Annotated in this window: 16 protein-coding genes; all 16 read left to right on the top strand. The window is 39.4% G+C overall.

Annotated elements, in window-relative coordinates:
* Positions 1-43 precede the first annotated feature (43 nt).
* The 16 genes from BLP50_RS10140 (at position 44) to BLP50_RS10065 (ending at position 16921) form a co-directional block, all read left to right on the top strand.
* Complete coding sequence (locus BLP50_RS10140; protein ID WP_090154325.1) at positions 44-1468, top strand: capsular polysaccharide export protein, LipB/KpsS family; 1425 nt, start codon at positions 44-46, stop codon at positions 1466-1468.
* Positions 1469-2449: an NAD-dependent 4,6-dehydratase LegB gene (locus tag BLP50_RS10135; protein ID WP_090154323.1), complete on the top strand. Its 981-nt coding sequence runs from the start codon at positions 1469-1471 to the stop codon at positions 2447-2449.
* A 233-nt stretch (positions 2450-2682) separates the two neighbouring features.
* Entirely contained in the window at positions 2683-3849 is a 1167-nt protein-coding gene (locus tag BLP50_RS10130; protein ID WP_090154321.1) for a LegC family aminotransferase, read from the top strand.
* Between the two features lie 295 nt (positions 3850-4144).
* Positions 4145-5191, top strand: coding sequence for a sugar phosphate nucleotidyltransferase (locus BLP50_RS10125; RefSeq protein ID WP_090154319.1), 1047 nt, complete (start codon positions 4145-4147; stop codon positions 5189-5191).
* Positions 5192-5210: 19 nt separating this feature from the next.
* Positions 5211-6896: a DUF2142 domain-containing protein gene (locus BLP50_RS10120; protein WP_090154317.1), complete on the top strand. Its 1686-nt coding sequence runs from the start codon at positions 5211-5213 to the stop codon at positions 6894-6896.
* 23 nt (positions 6897-6919) lie between these two features.
* On the top strand, positions 6920-7162 hold the full coding sequence (locus BLP50_RS10115) for an acyl carrier protein (RefSeq protein WP_090154315.1): 243 nt from the start codon (positions 6920-6922) through the stop codon (positions 7160-7162).
* 108 nt (positions 7163-7270) lie between these two features.
* Complete coding sequence (locus tag BLP50_RS10110; protein ID WP_090154313.1) at positions 7271-7684, top strand: MaoC family dehydratase; 414 nt, start codon at positions 7271-7273, stop codon at positions 7682-7684.
* Positions 7685-7736: 52 nt separating this feature from the next.
* A complete protein-coding gene (locus BLP50_RS10105) occupies positions 7737-8471 on the top strand; it encodes an SDR family NAD(P)-dependent oxidoreductase (RefSeq protein ID WP_090154311.1) in 735 nt (244 codons plus the stop codon).
* Between the two features lie 52 nt (positions 8472-8523).
* Positions 8524-9144: an acetyltransferase gene (locus BLP50_RS10100; protein WP_090154308.1), complete on the top strand. Its 621-nt coding sequence runs from the start codon at positions 8524-8526 to the stop codon at positions 9142-9144.
* A gap of 238 nt (positions 9145-9382) precedes the next feature.
* On the top strand, positions 9383-10582 hold the full coding sequence (locus BLP50_RS10095) for a glycosyltransferase family 4 protein (RefSeq protein ID WP_242869255.1): 1200 nt from the start codon (positions 9383-9385) through the stop codon (positions 10580-10582).
* 90 nt (positions 10583-10672) lie between these two features.
* The gene (locus tag BLP50_RS10090) at positions 10673-11311 is read left to right on the top strand and encodes a PIG-L deacetylase family protein (protein WP_090154304.1); all 639 of its coding nucleotides are present in this window, start codon (positions 10673-10675) and stop codon (positions 11309-11311) included.
* Positions 11312-11420: 109 nt separating this feature from the next.
* Positions 11421-12239 carry a glycosyltransferase gene (locus BLP50_RS10085; protein ID WP_090154302.1) on the top strand — a complete coding sequence of 273 codons (819 nt, stop codon included), beginning with the start codon at positions 11421-11423 and terminating at the stop codon, positions 12237-12239.
* Positions 12229-13278, top strand: a complete 1050-nt coding sequence (locus BLP50_RS10080) for an N-acetylneuraminate synthase family protein (RefSeq protein WP_090154300.1) — start codon at positions 12229-12231, stop codon at positions 13276-13278. The genes BLP50_RS10085 and BLP50_RS10080 overlap by 11 nt, the downstream gene beginning before the upstream one ends.
* Before the next feature lie 195 nt (positions 13279-13473).
* Positions 13474-14172, top strand: coding sequence for an acylneuraminate cytidylyltransferase family protein (locus BLP50_RS10075; RefSeq protein ID WP_090154298.1), 699 nt, complete (start codon positions 13474-13476; stop codon positions 14170-14172).
* Positions 14173-14204: 32 nt separating this feature from the next.
* The gene (locus BLP50_RS10070) at positions 14205-15389 is read left to right on the top strand and encodes a DUF6077 domain-containing protein (protein ID WP_090154297.1); all 1185 of its coding nucleotides are present in this window, start codon (positions 14205-14207) and stop codon (positions 15387-15389) included.
* Positions 15377-16921, top strand: coding sequence for a ComEC/Rec2 family competence protein (locus BLP50_RS10065; RefSeq protein ID WP_090154295.1), 1545 nt, complete (start codon positions 15377-15379; stop codon positions 16919-16921). The genes BLP50_RS10070 and BLP50_RS10065 overlap by 13 nt, the downstream gene beginning before the upstream one ends.
* Positions 16922-16931: the final 10 nt, after the last annotated feature.

Below are 16931 nucleotides of genomic sequence, written 5' to 3'. Positions count from 1 at the left end.
TTTTGATGGCGCTTTTTCCCGATTTTGCGGGAGAGGAGACAACATGTACAATATTTGTTTTATGGCACGCCGTGCATTCAATGACGTAGCCATAGCATCTTTCAAAGAGATACAAAAAGAATACGATAAGGACGCTTTTGGCGTTTTCATCACCTGCGATAAGCAGGAGGCTGACTATGTTTACAGCAAGTTTGAGGACCGTTCTCAGATAGCAGTTTGCGATTTTGCCTCATATATTAATGAGCACTGGGACGAGTTTACATTAGATAAATTAGTAGAGTTTGAGAAGAAATACGACGCTTCTCCAATGTGGAAATACATCTACACCGATAGATTTTTGATTTATCGCGACTATGATTATTGCGTTCACACAGCCGCAGGATTGTTTTCATTCTGGGAGCATGTGTTTACCACTTACAATATAGATTTCTACTGGGATGAGGTCGTAGGTACTCTTCTTACATACTCAGCTTATTTAGTAGGTAAGAAAACAGGGGCCAAGTATTTTTCAATGCTTCTGATGCGTTCAGTTGGCATGGATTTGACCCATCACTACATATTAAATGATCCTTTTGAGATGATTTATAACTTCCCAGAGAACTACAAGGATATCCAGTTTTCTGAGGAGCAGCTAAAAGAGGCTGATGAGTTTTTAACAGGTTTTGAGGAGAAGCATTCAAAGCCTGCTTTTATGCGTTTTTCAGGTAAAAAACCAAAATGGAAGGCTAGATTCTTTATCTTGCCACTTTTCTGGGTGAGACAGAGATTTTTCAATCCATACACTCGCGACAAGGGTTCTTACATTTATTACAGAGCTTACGAGCGCACAATGGAGTCTATCAAGTTCTACTTCAGATATAAGAGGAGTAGGAAATACTATAAAAAGGCTGACATGACCAAGAAGTTCGTGTACTTCCCACTTCATTTGCAGCCAGAGGCATCCACAATAGTGTGTGCCCAGAAGTATGAGAAGCAGCTGTACTTCCTTGATAATCTGGCAAAGTCAGTGCCAGCAGATACAGTTATCTACGCCAAGGAGCATTATTCATTCCTTGGTAGCCGAGATAATAGCTTCTATGAGGCACTGAAGCAGTACCCTAATATCGAGCTTATCGATCCATGGGAAGATTCATTTGCTCTCATTGAAAAATGTCAGTGCGTGGCAACACTTACAGGTACTGCAGGGCAGGAGGCTATGATGCTTCGTCGACCAGTTATCATGGGTGGCGACATTCTCTATGAAAATGCCCCAGGCATCATGCGTATAGAGGATATCTTTGAGAACTACGTGGAGGCTATGGAGAATTGGAAACAGCCTAGCCGCGACGAAATCGTTCAATACTTGGCAGCGTATATGTCATGCGCTCGCCCAGGCAATACATATTTACTTTCCGACGATCGCTTTAAGCCGGAGAATATTTCGAAGTTAGCGAAGTCTATGGTGGATTATTTTGAGGAGATGAAATAGATGAGTAAAGTTTTAGTAACAGGTTCAGATGGATTTATTGGCTCACATTTGGTTGAGGAGCTTGTAAAAAAAGGATATGAAGTAAAGGCATTTGTGTACTACAATTCCTTCAATAACTGGGGTTGGTTAGACACACTTCCAAAGGATATTATGGATCATGTAGAGGTCTTTGCAGGTGATGTAAGAGACCCTAATGGTGTAAGAGAGGCTATGAAGGGATGCGACGCTGTATTCCATTTGGCAGCACTTATCGCTATTCCATTTTCATACCACAGCCCAGATGCATATGTAGATACAAATATCAAGGGAACTCTTAATATCCTTCAGGCAGCAAGAGATCTTGGAACAGCAAGAGTCCTTGTTACATCTACATCAGAAGTTTATGGAACAGCACAGTACGTGCCTATCGATGAGAAGCACCCATACCAGGGTCAGTCTCCATATTCAGCAACAAAAATTGGTGCCGATAGACTTGCAGAGTCATTCTATCGTTCATTTGATTTGCCTGTTACAATCGTGCGCCCATTTAATACATTTGGACCACGTCAGTCAGCACGTGCGGTTATTCCAACAATCATCACACAGCTTCTTGCAGGCAAGGAAGAGATTAAGCTTGGAAGCCTTACACCAACACGTGATTTCAATTACGTAAAGGATACAGCTGCAGGCTTTATCGCTATGTATGAAAGTGATAAGACAATTGGTCAGGAAATCAATATCGCAACTCAGAAGGAGATTTCAATCGGACAGCTTGCTGAGGAGCTTATCCGTCAGATTAATCCAAATGCACGTATCATCTGCGACGAAGATAGACTTCGCCCAGAGAAGTCTGAGGTAAACCGTCTCCTTGGCTCAAATCAGAAGATTTTAGAGCTTACAGACTGGAAGCCTCGATACACATTCGAGCAGGGGCTCGCCGAGACAATCGAATTCTTACGTGGCAACTTAGACAAGTATAAGGTGGATATTTACAACATCTAATACGTTAAATCGCTTAGCAATAAATAAAACGATTTATATAATATCATTGAATAATAAGTGAGCACATAAAAGATAGAATAAGTTTGCAAAAGACCTTGATTGGCCCGTCCCTACTTAGATGGTTCCGTAGGAAGCATCTTATGTAGGGTAACGAGGACAATAAGAGCGCAAGCGTGTCGCTGCAAACTTATGATAGCTTTTACTGTGCGGACTAAGATTAGAGGTGTATTAAAATGGCAGATGAATTTATTGCACTTTCAGTGCCAAATTTAAAGGGAAATGAGCTTAAGTATGTTACAGATGCTGTAGAGACTGAGTGGGTTTCTACTGCAGGTCCTTATGTTAGTGATTTTGAGAAGAAGTTAGCTGAGTATGTACATGTTCCAGCTGCAGTTAGTACACAGAATGGTACATCAGCCCTTCATATTAGTTTGATGCTTTGTGGTGTTACAAGAGAGGATGCGGTAATCGTTCCTACTCTTACATTTATTGCAGCAGTTAATCCTACAAAGTATATTGGCGCTGAGCCTATTTTCATGGATTGCGACGATAGCCTTTGCATGGACCCAGTGAAGCTTAAGAAGTTCTGCGAAGAAGAATGTGACTTTACAGATGGCAAGCTTATAGATAGAGCAACTGGCCGCCATATTAAGGCCATGGTGGTTGTTCATGTGTTTGGAAATATGGCAGATATGGAAGCTATTCTTCCTATCGCTGAAAAATATAATATTAGAGTTGTTGAGGATGCAACAGAGGCACTTGGAACTTACTATACAGAGGGTAAGTTTGCAGGTAGATTCGCTGGTACATTTGGCGATTTCGGTTGCTACTCATTCAATGGTAATAAGATTATCACCACTGGCGGTGGCGGTATGATTGTTGCTAAGAATCCTGAGGAGCTTGCTCATGCAAAGCACCTTACTACACAGGCTAAGGCAGATCAGGCTAATTTCATCCATGATGAGATTGGATTTAACTATAGAATGACTAATCTTCAGGCGGCACTTGGACTTGCTCAGCTTGAACAGCTTGAGGATTTCATTAAGACAAAGACTGCAAATTATAACCAGTACAAGGAAGCCATTGATAAGATTGATGGACTTCATGTTCAGGATTTCAGACCTGGTACTCGTAGCAATTACTGGTTCTACTCAGTAGTATTTGAGAATGATGAGACAGGCCGTGATGCTCTTATTGAGGAGCTTAAGGAAAACCATATCCAGTCACGTCCTATTTGGGGACTTATTTCAGACCAGCTTCCATATGAGGGTGCTCGTACATATGACCTCGTAAAAGCACCATGGTACTGGAAGAGAGTCGTAAATGTTCCTTGCTCTACTAACCTTACATCAGAAGGAGTAGACCGCGTAATCAGCGTAATTCGCTCCTTCATGTCCTAGTGTGGTGGACGAGTGGGATTAAAATTAGTTATATTCACAAAAACTTAGATGAGCATATCTAGAATGAGTATCCATAATAGTATAAGCTGACCTTAAAGCGCACTCGTTACTTGATGGTTCCGAAGGAAGCATCTTATGTAACGTAAGAAATGATCCACAATTATGATTGCTTAAGCAAACATAATTGTGTGGTCTAGTAAGCGTAGCTTACAAAAAAAAGCGCAACAAGAGCGCAAGCGTGTCAGCGTTACTCTTATGGATAGGAATTCTCAGGATATGCGGAGTAAATTATTTTATGGAAAATGTTTTTATTAAAGAGGATGATTCAATTTTAGATGCCATGAGGACTTTTGATGCCAGTGGCAGGAAGACAGCCTTCATCATTGATGAAGACAAAAAGCTCCTTGCTGCAGTTTCAGAGGGTGACGTCCGCCGCTTTATTTTGTCTGGCGGTGATTTGAATGATTCTGTAAAGAAAATAGCAAACTATAAGCCTCGTAGCCTGAAAGAGGACGAGAGAGATGATGCATATGATTTCCTTCGTCGTCATAATATTCAGGGTCTTCCTATTGTGGATGAAAATGGGGTTGTTATTGATACTGTTTTCTGGAGTGAAAATCATTATAAAAAGCAGAGCGAGTTAAGCTGCCCAGTTGTTATGATGGCAGGTGGTAAGGGAACTCGCCTTTATCCGTATACACGTATTCTTCCAAAGCCTCTTATTCCAGTTGGAGAAAAGCCAATTGCTGAGCTTATAATGGATAGCTTTTCTGAGTACGGAATAAATAGAATGATTTTGGTCGTTAACCATAAGAAAAATATGATTAAGTCATATTTTGGTGAGGTTGATAAGCCTTATACTATCGAATATGTAGATGAGGATACTCCACTTGGTACAGGTGGTGGACTTTCCCTTCTCAGAGGCAAGGTTAATGAGACATTTATCCTTACAAATTGCGACATTTTAATCGAAGAGGATTATTCTAAAATTTATGCTCACCATAAGGCAGAGGGCAATGTGATTACAATGGTCTGTTCTCTTCGCAATTTCCAGGTGGCTTATGGCGTAGTGGAATTTGGCGAGCATGGAAATATTACTGACATGAAGGAAAAGCCTGAGTTTAGTTTCTTTACAAACACAGGTATCTATATAGTTGAGCCGGAGGTAATTGATTATATCAAGGATGGTGAGTTTATCGGCTTCCCAGATATTATCAATCGTCTCAAGGATGATGGTAAAAAGGTTGGAGTATATCCAATCAATGAAAACACATGGATGGATATGGGCCAGCTGGACGAGCTTGGCAAGATGGAAAACCGTCTTAGAGGGATTAGCAAATAACAGATAGAGAGGACTTGTTTTGGAAAAAATCAAAAGCTTTTTTTGTCCAATGACAAAGGATAAGGCATTTAGACTCGGTGCGGTTCTTTTAGCAGCAGTAGGCACAATTTTTGCTACAGTATTCTTTATTTTAAATTGTTTTAACACATCAAAATCTAAATTTTATAATGGATATTTTCTCTTTATCTTATTGATAATGATTGCAACAACTGTTTATTTACTTAGATTTTTGTTGCTAGATAAGCAGTGGAGCTATCCAAGAGTTTTTGTGGTATTGGCACTGGGCTGGAGCATCAGCATGCAGCTTGTTATGCCACCTATTTCTGGTGTAGATGAGGTGTCTCATTATTATGGTGCTTATCACTGCTCAAATATCTTACTTGGTATGAAAGACCACGACTTCGAGACTGAGCGTCAGGAGGAGTGGGGTAGATGGATTCAGGGTACTACATACTTTGAGATGAGGGCTGAGGATTATATCTTACTTCCAACAGTAGATATTACATTCCCTTATCAGTATCAGGTGCTTGCAGATGGAAATTGGTTCCATTGCCCAGAAGAGGCCAAGCAATTAGTACCATGCTATGAGTATCCTGCTAGAGCAAGACGTTATCTTGTTTCTGGTGCAGGAATGGCCATTGCTAGATTGCTAGGTTTTGGATTTGCTGGAACTATTTTTATGGGACGAATGATGAATTCTCTCCTACTTATTTTCATGGGATGGTTCTGTCTAAAGATTATTCCAGTTGGTAAGTTGCAGATTGTCTCATTTGCATTGTTCCCTACCATACTTCAGCTTTGTTCATCATATTCTTATGACAATATGAGTATTTTATTCTCGCTGTTGCTGCTTACTATGTGTCTCTACTATAGTCAGGATCATGTAAAGCTTCATGCGTGGGATATTATAATAATTGCAATATGTATGGCTATGCTCATTCCAAACAAGACTGTTTATGCACTGTTTGGAGTTTGGTTCTTTATGATTCCAATTAAGAAATGGTGGAAGGATGTAGGACTCAGTAAAAAGTGGTATGAGTATGGTATTCTTGCAGTGGTACTTGCAGGAATAATTGTAGTAGGTAAAAAGCTTGTTACTAAATATTATTGGGCGGTTTACAGCCAAATATTCTGGAAATGGGATGGTTCAATAGAGCAGGATGATACTATGACATCCTACACTTGGTATTATTTCAAGGACCATATTCCTGAGACTCTTAAATTTGCATGGAATGGTATCAAGGTAGATTTCTGGTACAACATCAAGCATGTTATCGGTGCAGAAATCGGACATGTAAGACTTAATGCAACAGTTCCAGTTGCGTGCACAGTATTACTTTTAATATGTCTGATTGTGGGAATCGTAATTAACAAGGGCAAAAGAATCAAGCCATGGCAGTATGTAATTCTAGGGCTTGGATTGTTACTTTGCCTTGTAGCTGTATTTATCGGTTGTCTCGTTAGATTTACCCCTGTTGAGGGAAGCGAGAGAATCCAGATTTCATACAGATATTTGATTCCAATATATATGTGTTTATCTGTTGCGCTTGGAACAGATGCAAAAGAAAACAAAAAAGCCTTAGCGCTTATATATATTCAAAACATAGTTCTTATATTTGCTATGTGTGGCACACTTTACTTCTTGTTACATCTTAGAGATGGTCAGCCTGTGCCAGAAATTTTAAAACTAGTAGGAATATCATAAGCATTTATTAACGGAGGAATACAATGACTAGAGAAGAAGTATTTGAGACATTAACTGAGATTTTTCAGGATGTTTTCGATGATGATGAAATAGAACTTACAGATGCTACAACAGCAGATGATATCGAGGATTGGGACTCACTTGAGCAGATCAATCTTGTAGTGGCCTGTGAGAAGAAATTCAACGTGAAGTTTGATATGAAGGAAATCCAGGCCCTCAAAAACGTTGGTGAGATGGTGGACACGATATTATCAAAATTGAACTAGGTAGAAATAGCTAGTAGTTGACAATCTCTAAGTGTTTCCGGCAGGGAACATGTTAGTTCCCAGAGGAAACAGCTTAGGATTGTAAACGTAACTAGCGAGAGAATAATTATGAATAATTACAAATTTGAAGAATTAAGTGTGGGAATGAGCGAGAGCTTTGATGTCACAATCACAGAGGATATGCTCTCTAAGTTTAGGGACATTACAGGTGATGTGAATCCCCTTCATAATGACACAGAATTTGCAGTATCAAAAGGCCATCCGGGTAGGGTGGCATTTGGTATGCTTACAGCTAGTTTTTTATCTACTCTTGCTGGGGTATATATTCCAGGTGAGCGCAGTCTAATTCAGCAGGTGGAGACAAAATTTGCAAATCCTGTGTACATAGGTGATGAGCTTACTGTAAAGGGCGAGATTACTGAGTTAATAGAGAGTGTTCAGAGGCTTGAGCTGAAGGTGACTATTACCAATCAAAATGGTAAAAAGGTACTTAGAGGAAAAATGCAAATATTGGTGGTATAGAGTTAAGAGGTCTAGTAGACCTCTTATACCTGACTTTTAGGAGAATATATTCATGAGAGAAAACAAGATACTATTTGTAACAGGTGCATCTTCAGAAGTAGGGTGTGCTCTAATAAATCAAGTTGCTGACAACTATGATGTTATTGTGGCGCATTACAGAAGCAGCGTAGATAGACTTTTACCATTAGAGGAGAAGCTTGGAGATAAGCTTGTAATGGTTCAGGCTGATTTTTCTGATGCCATGTCTGTAAGAAAGATGCTTGATTTTATGGAGCAGCGGGAATTGACACCGGATCATATAGTTCATTTGGCAGCTCTTCCAATGGAGAACAAGCACTTTAAGAAGCAGGATTGGTGTAATTTTGCGGAGAATATTGAGACAGACCTTAGACCAGTAGTAGATATCTTAAAGGATTTCCTCCCTGCTATGAGCAAGCAGAAATATGGCAAGATTGTATTTATGCTTACAAGCTGCACGATAGGGATGCCACCAAAATATACTAGCGTATATACAACTGCAAAATACGCATGCCTTGGTCTCATGAAGTCACTTGCAGCAGAGTATGCAGACAAGGGGATCACAGTTAATGGCGTGAGCCCAGAGATGATTGACACTAGATTTTTACAGGACCTTCCTGATTTAATAAAAGAAATGAATGCAAGCTCAATGCCACAGGGCAAGAACCTTACCGTAGACCAGGTGGTTCCAACAATTGAGTTCTTATTATCTGACGGGGCCGATATGATAAACGGTCAGAATATTGCTATCAATGATGGCAAGGCTTAACCGAAATGAATTTCGCCGAAATGGATTTCGGTAAATTTGAAAGGAAGAAAACATGAGAAATCTTGTTATTGTAGGTACCGGTGGTGCTGGTAAAGAGACAAAATGGTTGGCAGAGCGTATCAATGAGGTGACACCAACTTGGAATATACTAGGATTTATTGATGTAGAGCCAGGCGAAGGCGTCATTGGTGATGACAGCTATATCACTGAAACTACAGAGGATTTGGATGTTGTAATTGCTATGGGTTCCATGGAGCGACGCAAGTTTTTATATGAGCTTTACAAGAAAAATCCTAAGGTACATTTCCCTAATCTTATAGATCCAACTGCTATCGTATCAGATGCAGTAGAGATGGGAGAGGGTAATGTAATATGTGCAGGAGCCATCATTACAGTAGATGTTAAAATTGGCAATCAGAATCTGATTAATTTTAATTGCACAATAGCTCATGACTCGGTGTTAGGTGATTACAATACACTTAATCCTAATGCAAACATTTCAGGTGCATGTACTCTTGGTAATCTCATTGAAGTAGGTACAGGCTCACAGATTGTACAGGGCAAAAAAATTGGCGACGAGACCCACATTTGGGCAGGCTCTTGCGTAATCAAAAACACTAAGGGACGCTGCGAAGTTGTTGGTGTACCGGCTAAAACTGTCTTGAAATTCTAGCACGTCCGTAGCAAATTAATAAATAAGTAAAAATAGCTTGTAAGTATCAAGCTCTGAGTGTTGCTGAAGGAAACATTTAGTTGACGAAAGCAATATCTCAGGCTTGAGACCGTAACAAGCAAATATTAAAGGAAGTAAAAGTAGGAGGTAGTTAGCAAGCTCTTATATTACTCAAGCGAATCGTGTTAGATGAGCGGAGTAATATAAGGCTTGTGAACGTAACCTCCGGGAGAAAAACTTGGAAAAGAAACATATTTTAATAATTTGCCAGCACTTTTATCCGGAGAATTTTAGGATAAACGACATGGCCTTCGAGTGGGTAAAGCGAGGCTACAAGGTCACTGCAGTGACCGGCACTCCTAATTATCCAACAGGGAAGTTTTTCCCAGGCTATAGCTGGTTCAAACATACAAAAGATAATATAAATGGTGTGGAGATTTTTAGAATTCCACTTATTGCTCCAGGTCATAATAAGCTTGGATTGATTCTGAATTATTTCAGCTTTCCATTCTTTGGCTTTTGGTGGCAGCTGTTTTCAAAAATAAAAGCGGATGAGGTTTTTATGTTTGAGACTTCGCCAATGAATCAATGTATGGTTGGCGTGAGATTTGCTAAGAGACATAAGATTCCATGCTATTTATACGTTCAGGATTTGTGGCCTGAAAATGTTGAGATGATTACAGGTATCCATTCACCTATAGTGATTAAGCCTATAGAGAGAATGGTTAGAAAGATATACAAGGGCTGTACTCATATTTGGGGAACCAGTCCAAGCTTTGTTGATTCGATTCGTAAATACGTAGATGAGAGTGAGCATGATAAGGTTAGTTTTTGGCCTCAGTATGCGGAGGAGTTTTATCAGCCACTTCCTAAAAAGGAACATCAGGGCTTTAATGTAATTTTCACTGGCAATATTGGACAGGCCCAGGGCTTAGAGATTCTTCCTGAGGCTGCGAAAATCCTTAAAGAGCAGGGTAAGAAAGACATTTGCTTTACAATTGTTGGCGACGGTAGAGCAAGAAAAAGCTTCGAGGCTGCTATTACTGAAAATGGCGTATGGCATATGTTTGAATTTGTAGGTAGGGTTAGCCCAGAAGAGGTTCCATCGCAGCTTGCCAAGGGAGATGCGGCCTTTATATCTTTTGCCGACGATGAGCTTTTTGCTAAGACTATTCCTGCTAAGCTTCAGTCATATATGGCTTGCGCTATGCCTATTATTGCATCTGCAAAGGGCGAGACAGCCAGAATTATCAGCGAGGCTGACTGCGGTATGTGCTCAGATATTGGAAATGCTGAAGAGCTTGCTGAAAATATTTGCAAGATGGCAGCCATGTCTAAAGAGCGCTTAATGGAAATGAGTGAAAACGCAAAAAAATATAACGATAAAAACTTTAATAAAAAGCAGCTTATGGACCAAATGGATTCTTATTTGAGATAATTTGTCTAATAAGCGCATTGACTTTTAAAGTTCAAAAATATATTTTTTGTACATATACTAAGTTTATTAATTACCCGAAGGAGGTATGACATGAATAATATTTTAGTTATCGGAGCGCATTTTGATGATGCGGAGCTTGGTGCAGGCGGTACTATGGCAAAATATGTTGCTATGGGACATAATGTATACAAAATCACATTGACAGATACAGAAGTTAAGTCAGACTTGATGAACCTTGATATCAAAACAGAGACAGGTAGAGAGAACAGTGCTAATGCATGTGCAGCTATTGGCGCAAAGGAAATCGATTTCCCAGCAGCTAAATATGGTAATTTGACTTACACTCAGGAGACTATGCAGGCTCTTGAAAAGGTTATCTCAGATTACGACATTGATACATGTATTTTCCACTTCAAGGAGGATTACAACACAGATCACTTAGCAGCTAATCAGATTTGCTATACAGCAGCTAGACATTGCGATAACCTTCTTATGTTCCAGTCAAATCCATATATCATTGGCGAATCATTCTATCCAAATGTTTTTGTGGATGTGACAGATTACGTAGATAAGAAGCGTGCAGCACTTCAGTGCTATGAGGCAGCTCACAACAGACAGGGTAACTTGTTTGAGACAAATATCGAGCGCAATAAGATTTGGGGCTACGGTAACCACTGTGGATATGCTGAAGGATTTGTAGCTGTAAAATTAAAATTAGAAGAGCACTAAAATAGAGTGAAGGATTTGTTTTTCATCAGGAAAACAAAAGGTTATAATAATTATAAATTGACATTTAAGAAGGCGAGCAAGGCTCGTCTTCTGTTGTAAAGGGAAAAATATGAAAGTAGCATTTGGAACAGTTATTTACAAGCAGGCACGAGAATATTTTGATGATTTGATGTACTGCGTCTTTCATCAGACTGATTCGGAATTTGATGTGTTGATTGTAAATGACAATTATTCAAAAGATGAATTGAAAAATCTTAATATGGATGCAGATGTGTTCGTAGACCTAGAGCCAAGGCATGTATCTATTGCTCAGACGCGTATAGAGATGATCCGTGCCGCAAAGGAAGCAGGTTATGATTTATTAGTAGTTTCAGATGCAGATGATACATTTGCTCTCAACAGAATTGAAGAGTACAAAAAGGCGTACCAATTAGACAAATCATACGCTTTCTACTATAATGAATTAGTTACGGAAGATGGAAAAGTAGTGCTTGAGAATTTGCCTGACAGGGTGGATTCCGCTAGAGCTATTTCCCAGTCAAATTTTATCGGAATGTCTATTGCTGCTATTAATCTAAACATGATTGATGATGCATTTATAGATACTTTATCAGAGGGGGATTGCCCTGTATTTGACTGGTATTTTTACACAAGACTTCTGATGGATATTGGTCCTGGAAAGCTGGTCAAAAATGCAGCTACAATCTACCGTATTCACGACAACAATCAGGTGGGTACCACACATGATGTGCAGCAGGAACTTAGCGTCAAGCTCACCCACTACAGTAACTTAGCTAAACGCTATCCATACTTTAAGCATCTTTACGATGATCTTAAGGTATTGGATATTAATAAAATAGATACATCAGTCAGCCACAATGGCTACTGGTGGAGCAATATAATTATGGAGGATTCCTATGAGATTTAATTATCAGGATATGGTAGCAGGTGGCAAGAAGCCATATGTTATCGCAGAGCTTGGAGCTAATCACAATGGTGATATGGAGCTTGCCAAGACAATGATTAAGACTGCAAAAGAGTGCGGCGCAGACTGCATCAAGCTTCAGTCATTTACAAAGAGCAATGTATTTTCAAAGAAGAACTACGAGGACAATTACTTCCTTGGAGACGACTATAGAAATCGTACAGACTATACACTTGAGTCAATCGTAGAGGCATATGCACTTACACGTGAGCAGCATTTTGAGCTCAAGGCATACTGTGATGAGCTTGATATCGACTTTACATCAACACCATTTGACAAGGCTGGTGTTGATCTCCTTGTAGATGAGCTTCATGTTCCATTTATCAAGGTAGCATCTATGGATGTTGAGAACGTTCCATTCCTTAAGTACATCGGAAGCAAGGGCGTTCCAGTCGTTATCTCTACTGGCCTTACTGGTATGGATGATGTAGTTAATGCTATCGCAGCTATCGAGGCAGGCGGATGCAAGGAGATTTGTGTACTTCACTGTGTATCAATCTATCCACCAGCTGACGAGCAGGTTAACCTTAACAATATCGATATGTATCGCATGGCATTTGGCTATCCTACAGGATATTCTGATCATACATTTGGTGTGGTTGCACCAATCATGTCTATTGCTAAAAATGTTTGCATCATTGAAAAGCATTTTACAATGGACAAAAACATGAAGGGTTGGGATCACAAGATTTCAGCTAACCCAGAAGAGATGAAGATTATCTGCGATGCAGCAGAGCAGGGTTACAAGATGATGGGCTCTTACCGCAAGATAGTTAACGAGAGCGAGCATCAGAGAGGTGAGTACAAGCGCTCTATCGTGGCAGCTCACGACATGAAGGCAGGCCACATCCTTACAGAGGATGACCTTGACTACAAGCGCCCTGGTACAGCCATTTCACCTAAGTTCTACGAGATGTTAATCGGCAAAGAATTAAAGCGCGACATCACAGCCGACGAACTTTTCCAGTGGGGTGACTTCTAACCGTAGAGCAAATATCTTTTTGTTTTTACGTGAATGTATTTGCAGCCTACACGGGCTGTGATAAATAATAAATTATTTTATATACTAGCCAGTAAGCATCAAGCTCTTAGTGCTCTTTGCAAGGACATGTTAGTCCGGCAAAGAGTATCTAAGGCTTGTAGCTGTGACTGGCGTAGATAGTAGAGAGTGTAGATCATGATTGCATTTATTCCAGCCCGAGGAGGCTCTAAGGGAGTCCCAGGGAAAAATATAAAAGAGATTTGCGGCAAGCCTCTGATTGCTTGGACAATTGAGGCTGCTAAAAAGGCTAAGGGCATCGATAGAGTTATTGTCACTACAGATGATGAAGCTATCGCCAATGTAGCTAGAGAGTATGGGGCAGAGGTTCCATTTATGCGTCCTGCAGAGCTTTCAAGCGACACAGCTTCAGCTATTGATGTGTATCTTCATGCAACAGAGTTTGTTATGAATGAGACTGGCCAGCAGATTGAGAAGTTTATGGTACTTCTTCCAACAGTTCCTCTCAGAAATGAGACACATATTGAGGAGGCATTGGCTCAGTTTGAGGCAGATGGTGCCACTACGCTTATTTCATTTGCAGAGGCAGAGGTACCAGCCAGCTGGTATCACAAGCTAGATGAAAATGGTCGAGTTCACAATGCGGGATTTGGTCAGGGCATCACAATGACTAATCGTCAGAACAACGAGACATATATTGTGCCTAATGGTGCTATTTATATCTTAGATTATGACTTGCTTAAGACTAAGAGAACTTATTACTGTGACAACACAGTTGCTTACATTATGAAGCGTGAGGATTCAATCGACATCGATTATCCGATTGATTTTGAGTTCGCAAAGTGCTTAATGCAAAAGAGATTTGAAAACAAATAGTTTAATCTAAATCTACGATGAAAGAGAACTAGATGATAATAATTAGAGCGATAGCCTTTTTGCTACACTTTACAATCATTCCTGTAGCACTAGGTAGACTAATTACATACAAGCAGACAGAAAACAAAGATTCAGCCATAGCAACCTATATAATTGGGTTGTTTGGCTCTTTTGCTATATTTTATGTGTTGTGTTCTTTACTTGAGTGGCATCAGTACTGGAACACTTTTACAGAGCCATTTACTGGTTGTTTTACAGCTCTATGCATTGCATATTCTGTTGTGATTGCTATATTGCTCATAGTTTGGATGGTAAAAGACAAGACTGCAATCAAGGCAAGCATAGGAAATATTAAAAAATGGCTTTCAGAGAAATTAAATCAAATCAAGGCTAATAAGTTTCTTGGGATTTACATGATAGCTTTTATTGCAATGCTGGTTGTTCAGCTATATTTTGCATTTGCCTATGAGATTAATGAGTGGTCTTATGATGACTATGACTATGTGGTAAATAGCCAGGATACTATTACGACAGATACTATCGCATATGCGAATTATGTCAATGGAGAGATGCCATATACTGCTGAGAAAAGAGCTGTTACAGCATGGCCTACATTTATAGCATACATGGCAAAGGTTTCTAGTTTTGAAGTGACTACAGTATGTCACACTATTATGCCAGTAATCCTTCTTATTGTTGCATATATAGTTTATTACTATATTGCAAGCTTTATTTTTAAGGATGCAGAGAATAGATTTATTTTCTTAGTACTTTTATCAGTAGCTAACATATTTGGCCTTTATTCTCACTATTCATCTACATTTAGATTACTTGGAGCAATTTGGCAGGGAAAGGCTTTGCTTACAGCTGTAGCAATTCCCTTCTTTACTATTTATTTGTTTGAAACCTATAAGAACAATTTCGATAAACACAAGGTGATATCACTTGCTATGATTTCACTTGGAGCAGCATCACTTACCACAATGTCTGCTCTGTTAATTACAATCACTGTTGTTTCAGCATGGATTGCGATGAGCATTTATAACAGAAAAATTGTTGATTTAAGATATTTGATTTCTAGCTTATTTGGAGTAATTTATCTTGTAGTTTTCTACACACTTATGTCAGCACTTATTAAAGATATGCACCGCGCAGATGGAGAGGTATTCTTTAAACGCGGCCGTGATATCAATTGGTGGTATAAATGGTTTGGTTAAAAGAGATGATTAGTATTACTAGAGAATACTGGGGCGGAATAGGCTTCTTAGCTCTCTTTACCCTTTCTCTAATTGGAATACTAGTATTTGAAAAAGAAAAGATAAAAAGATATGCCTTCCTCTGGTATTCTTGCTTGGTGCTGGTTTTTATCTATAACCCAGTATCCTTTTATGTGTGCAAACATTTTTTAGAGGCCAGCACATTTGATCAGTATTACAAGAGATTTTTCTCTTTAATACCTGTTTTAATTATAATAGCATTTGGAATCACACTTTTATTATCAAAGCTTACAGGTATAAAAAAGATGGCAGCCGTGGCAGTGGCAGCGCTTGCTATTGTTTTAATTGGTAAGTGTATCTATTCAGAAAGCTGGTACACAAAAGCAGAAAATCGCAATAAGGTACCGCAGGATGTTGTCACAATATGTGACATTTTTGCTGATTATCAAGGTGATAAAATCAAGATAATGGCACCCCAGGACATAGCTGTTTATTTAAGACAGATGGATTCCAGATTTTCTATGCCATATTCTAGGTATTTACCAGATGAGGCCTATGAACTAACAAATGAGAATCCTGATACCCAGGTGATTTCAGATTACTGCGTTAGCAAAAAGCTTGATTTCCTTGTAGTATCTGCAGCTGAGAGTGTTTTAAATGCATATACAGATGCAGGGTTTGAAGTATATGGCAGGACGCCTTATTATGCGGTACTTACACCACCAGACTCAGCATGGATTCTTATGAACTATGCAGATGAATCAGGAGACCAAGGACTTTGCTACTTTATGTACAACCAAAAGGATGGCTCACTTATCGTAGTTGATGGTGGTCATGCTGAGGATGAGAGTTTACTTCGATATGTGATTAATCAGTATGGTGGCCATGTAGATGCTTGGATATTGACTCACTATCACAAGGATCACATTGATGGATTTAATACAATCTATGAGGACCCACAGGGTATTACAATAGACAATATTTATGTCACTCCTTTAGATTCAGAGCTTTTCCATTCAGTAGCACAGGAGTGGGATGATGTGGATAGCTATGATAAATTTATGGAGCTCACAAAGGATGCTGACAACATAAATTATATTCACAGAGATGACGTTCTGAAGTTTAGTGACAATCTAAAGCTTACATTCTTTAATGCTTGTGACGATGTGGTGATAGATTCTGCAGAAGACATTCCAAATGATGCATCACTAGTATTTAAGATGGAGACAGAGAATCGCAGCATACTAATATGTGGTGACTGCCATACAAAATACATGGGAGACTATCTAGTTGAGACCTATGGAGATAAGCTCCATGCAGATATTTTGCAGTGCGGACACCATGGTAATAATAGTATTCCATTTGATACAGGCTTCTACGAAGCGGTAGATCCTCAGATTGCTATTTTTGATACACCTGAATGGATTATGACTAGTGCTAACTACACAGCGGGAGCACTGGCAGGTCAGTTGAAAGAAATGGGTGTAGAGATTAGATATTATAATACTTCACCAAATGGATTTAGATTCTAGGAGATAATGT

This window comes from Pseudobutyrivibrio sp. AR14 (genome assembly GCF_900101325.1).
GTDB lineage: Bacteria > Bacillota > Clostridia > Lachnospirales > Lachnospiraceae > Pseudobutyrivibrio.
The sequence above is the reverse complement of the archived record's forward strand: the minus strand, read 5'-3'. Positions and strand labels throughout refer to the sequence as shown.

Excerpts from the sequence above, each read along its gene's own strand:
- BLP50_RS10140 (WP_090154325.1), top strand. The coding sequence starts at position 44 with ATGTACAATATTTGTTTTATGGCACGCCGTGCATTCAATGACGTAGCC.
- BLP50_RS10135 (WP_090154323.1), top strand. The coding sequence starts at position 1,469 with ATGAGTAAAGTTTTAGTAACAGGTTCAGATGGATTTATTGGCTCACAT.
- BLP50_RS10130 (WP_090154321.1), top strand. The coding sequence starts at position 2,683 with ATGGCAGATGAATTTATTGCACTTTCAGTGCCAAATTTAAAGGGAAAT.
- BLP50_RS10125 (WP_090154319.1), top strand. The coding sequence starts at position 4,145 with ATGGAAAATGTTTTTATTAAAGAGGATGATTCAATTTTAGATGCCATG.
- BLP50_RS10115 (WP_090154315.1), top strand. The coding sequence starts at position 6,920 with ATGACTAGAGAAGAAGTATTTGAGACATTAACTGAGATTTTTCAGGAT.
- BLP50_RS10110 (WP_090154313.1), top strand. The coding sequence starts at position 7,271 with ATGAATAATTACAAATTTGAAGAATTAAGTGTGGGAATGAGCGAGAGC.
- BLP50_RS10105 (WP_090154311.1), top strand. The coding sequence starts at position 7,737 with ATGAGAGAAAACAAGATACTATTTGTAACAGGTGCATCTTCAGAAGTA.
- BLP50_RS10100 (WP_090154308.1), top strand. The coding sequence starts at position 8,524 with ATGAGAAATCTTGTTATTGTAGGTACCGGTGGTGCTGGTAAAGAGACA.
- BLP50_RS10090 (WP_090154304.1), top strand. The coding sequence starts at position 10,673 with ATGAATAATATTTTAGTTATCGGAGCGCATTTTGATGATGCGGAGCTT.
- BLP50_RS10085 (WP_090154302.1), top strand. The coding sequence starts at position 11,421 with ATGAAAGTAGCATTTGGAACAGTTATTTACAAGCAGGCACGAGAATAT.
- BLP50_RS10080 (WP_090154300.1), top strand. The coding sequence starts at position 12,229 with ATGAGATTTAATTATCAGGATATGGTAGCAGGTGGCAAGAAGCCATAT.
- BLP50_RS10075 (WP_090154298.1), top strand. The coding sequence starts at position 13,474 with ATGATTGCATTTATTCCAGCCCGAGGAGGCTCTAAGGGAGTCCCAGGG.
- BLP50_RS10070 (WP_090154297.1), top strand. The coding sequence starts at position 14,205 with ATGATAATAATTAGAGCGATAGCCTTTTTGCTACACTTTACAATCATT.
- BLP50_RS10065 (WP_090154295.1), top strand. The coding sequence starts at position 15,377 with ATGGTTTGGTTAAAAGAGATGATTAGTATTACTAGAGAATACTGGGGC.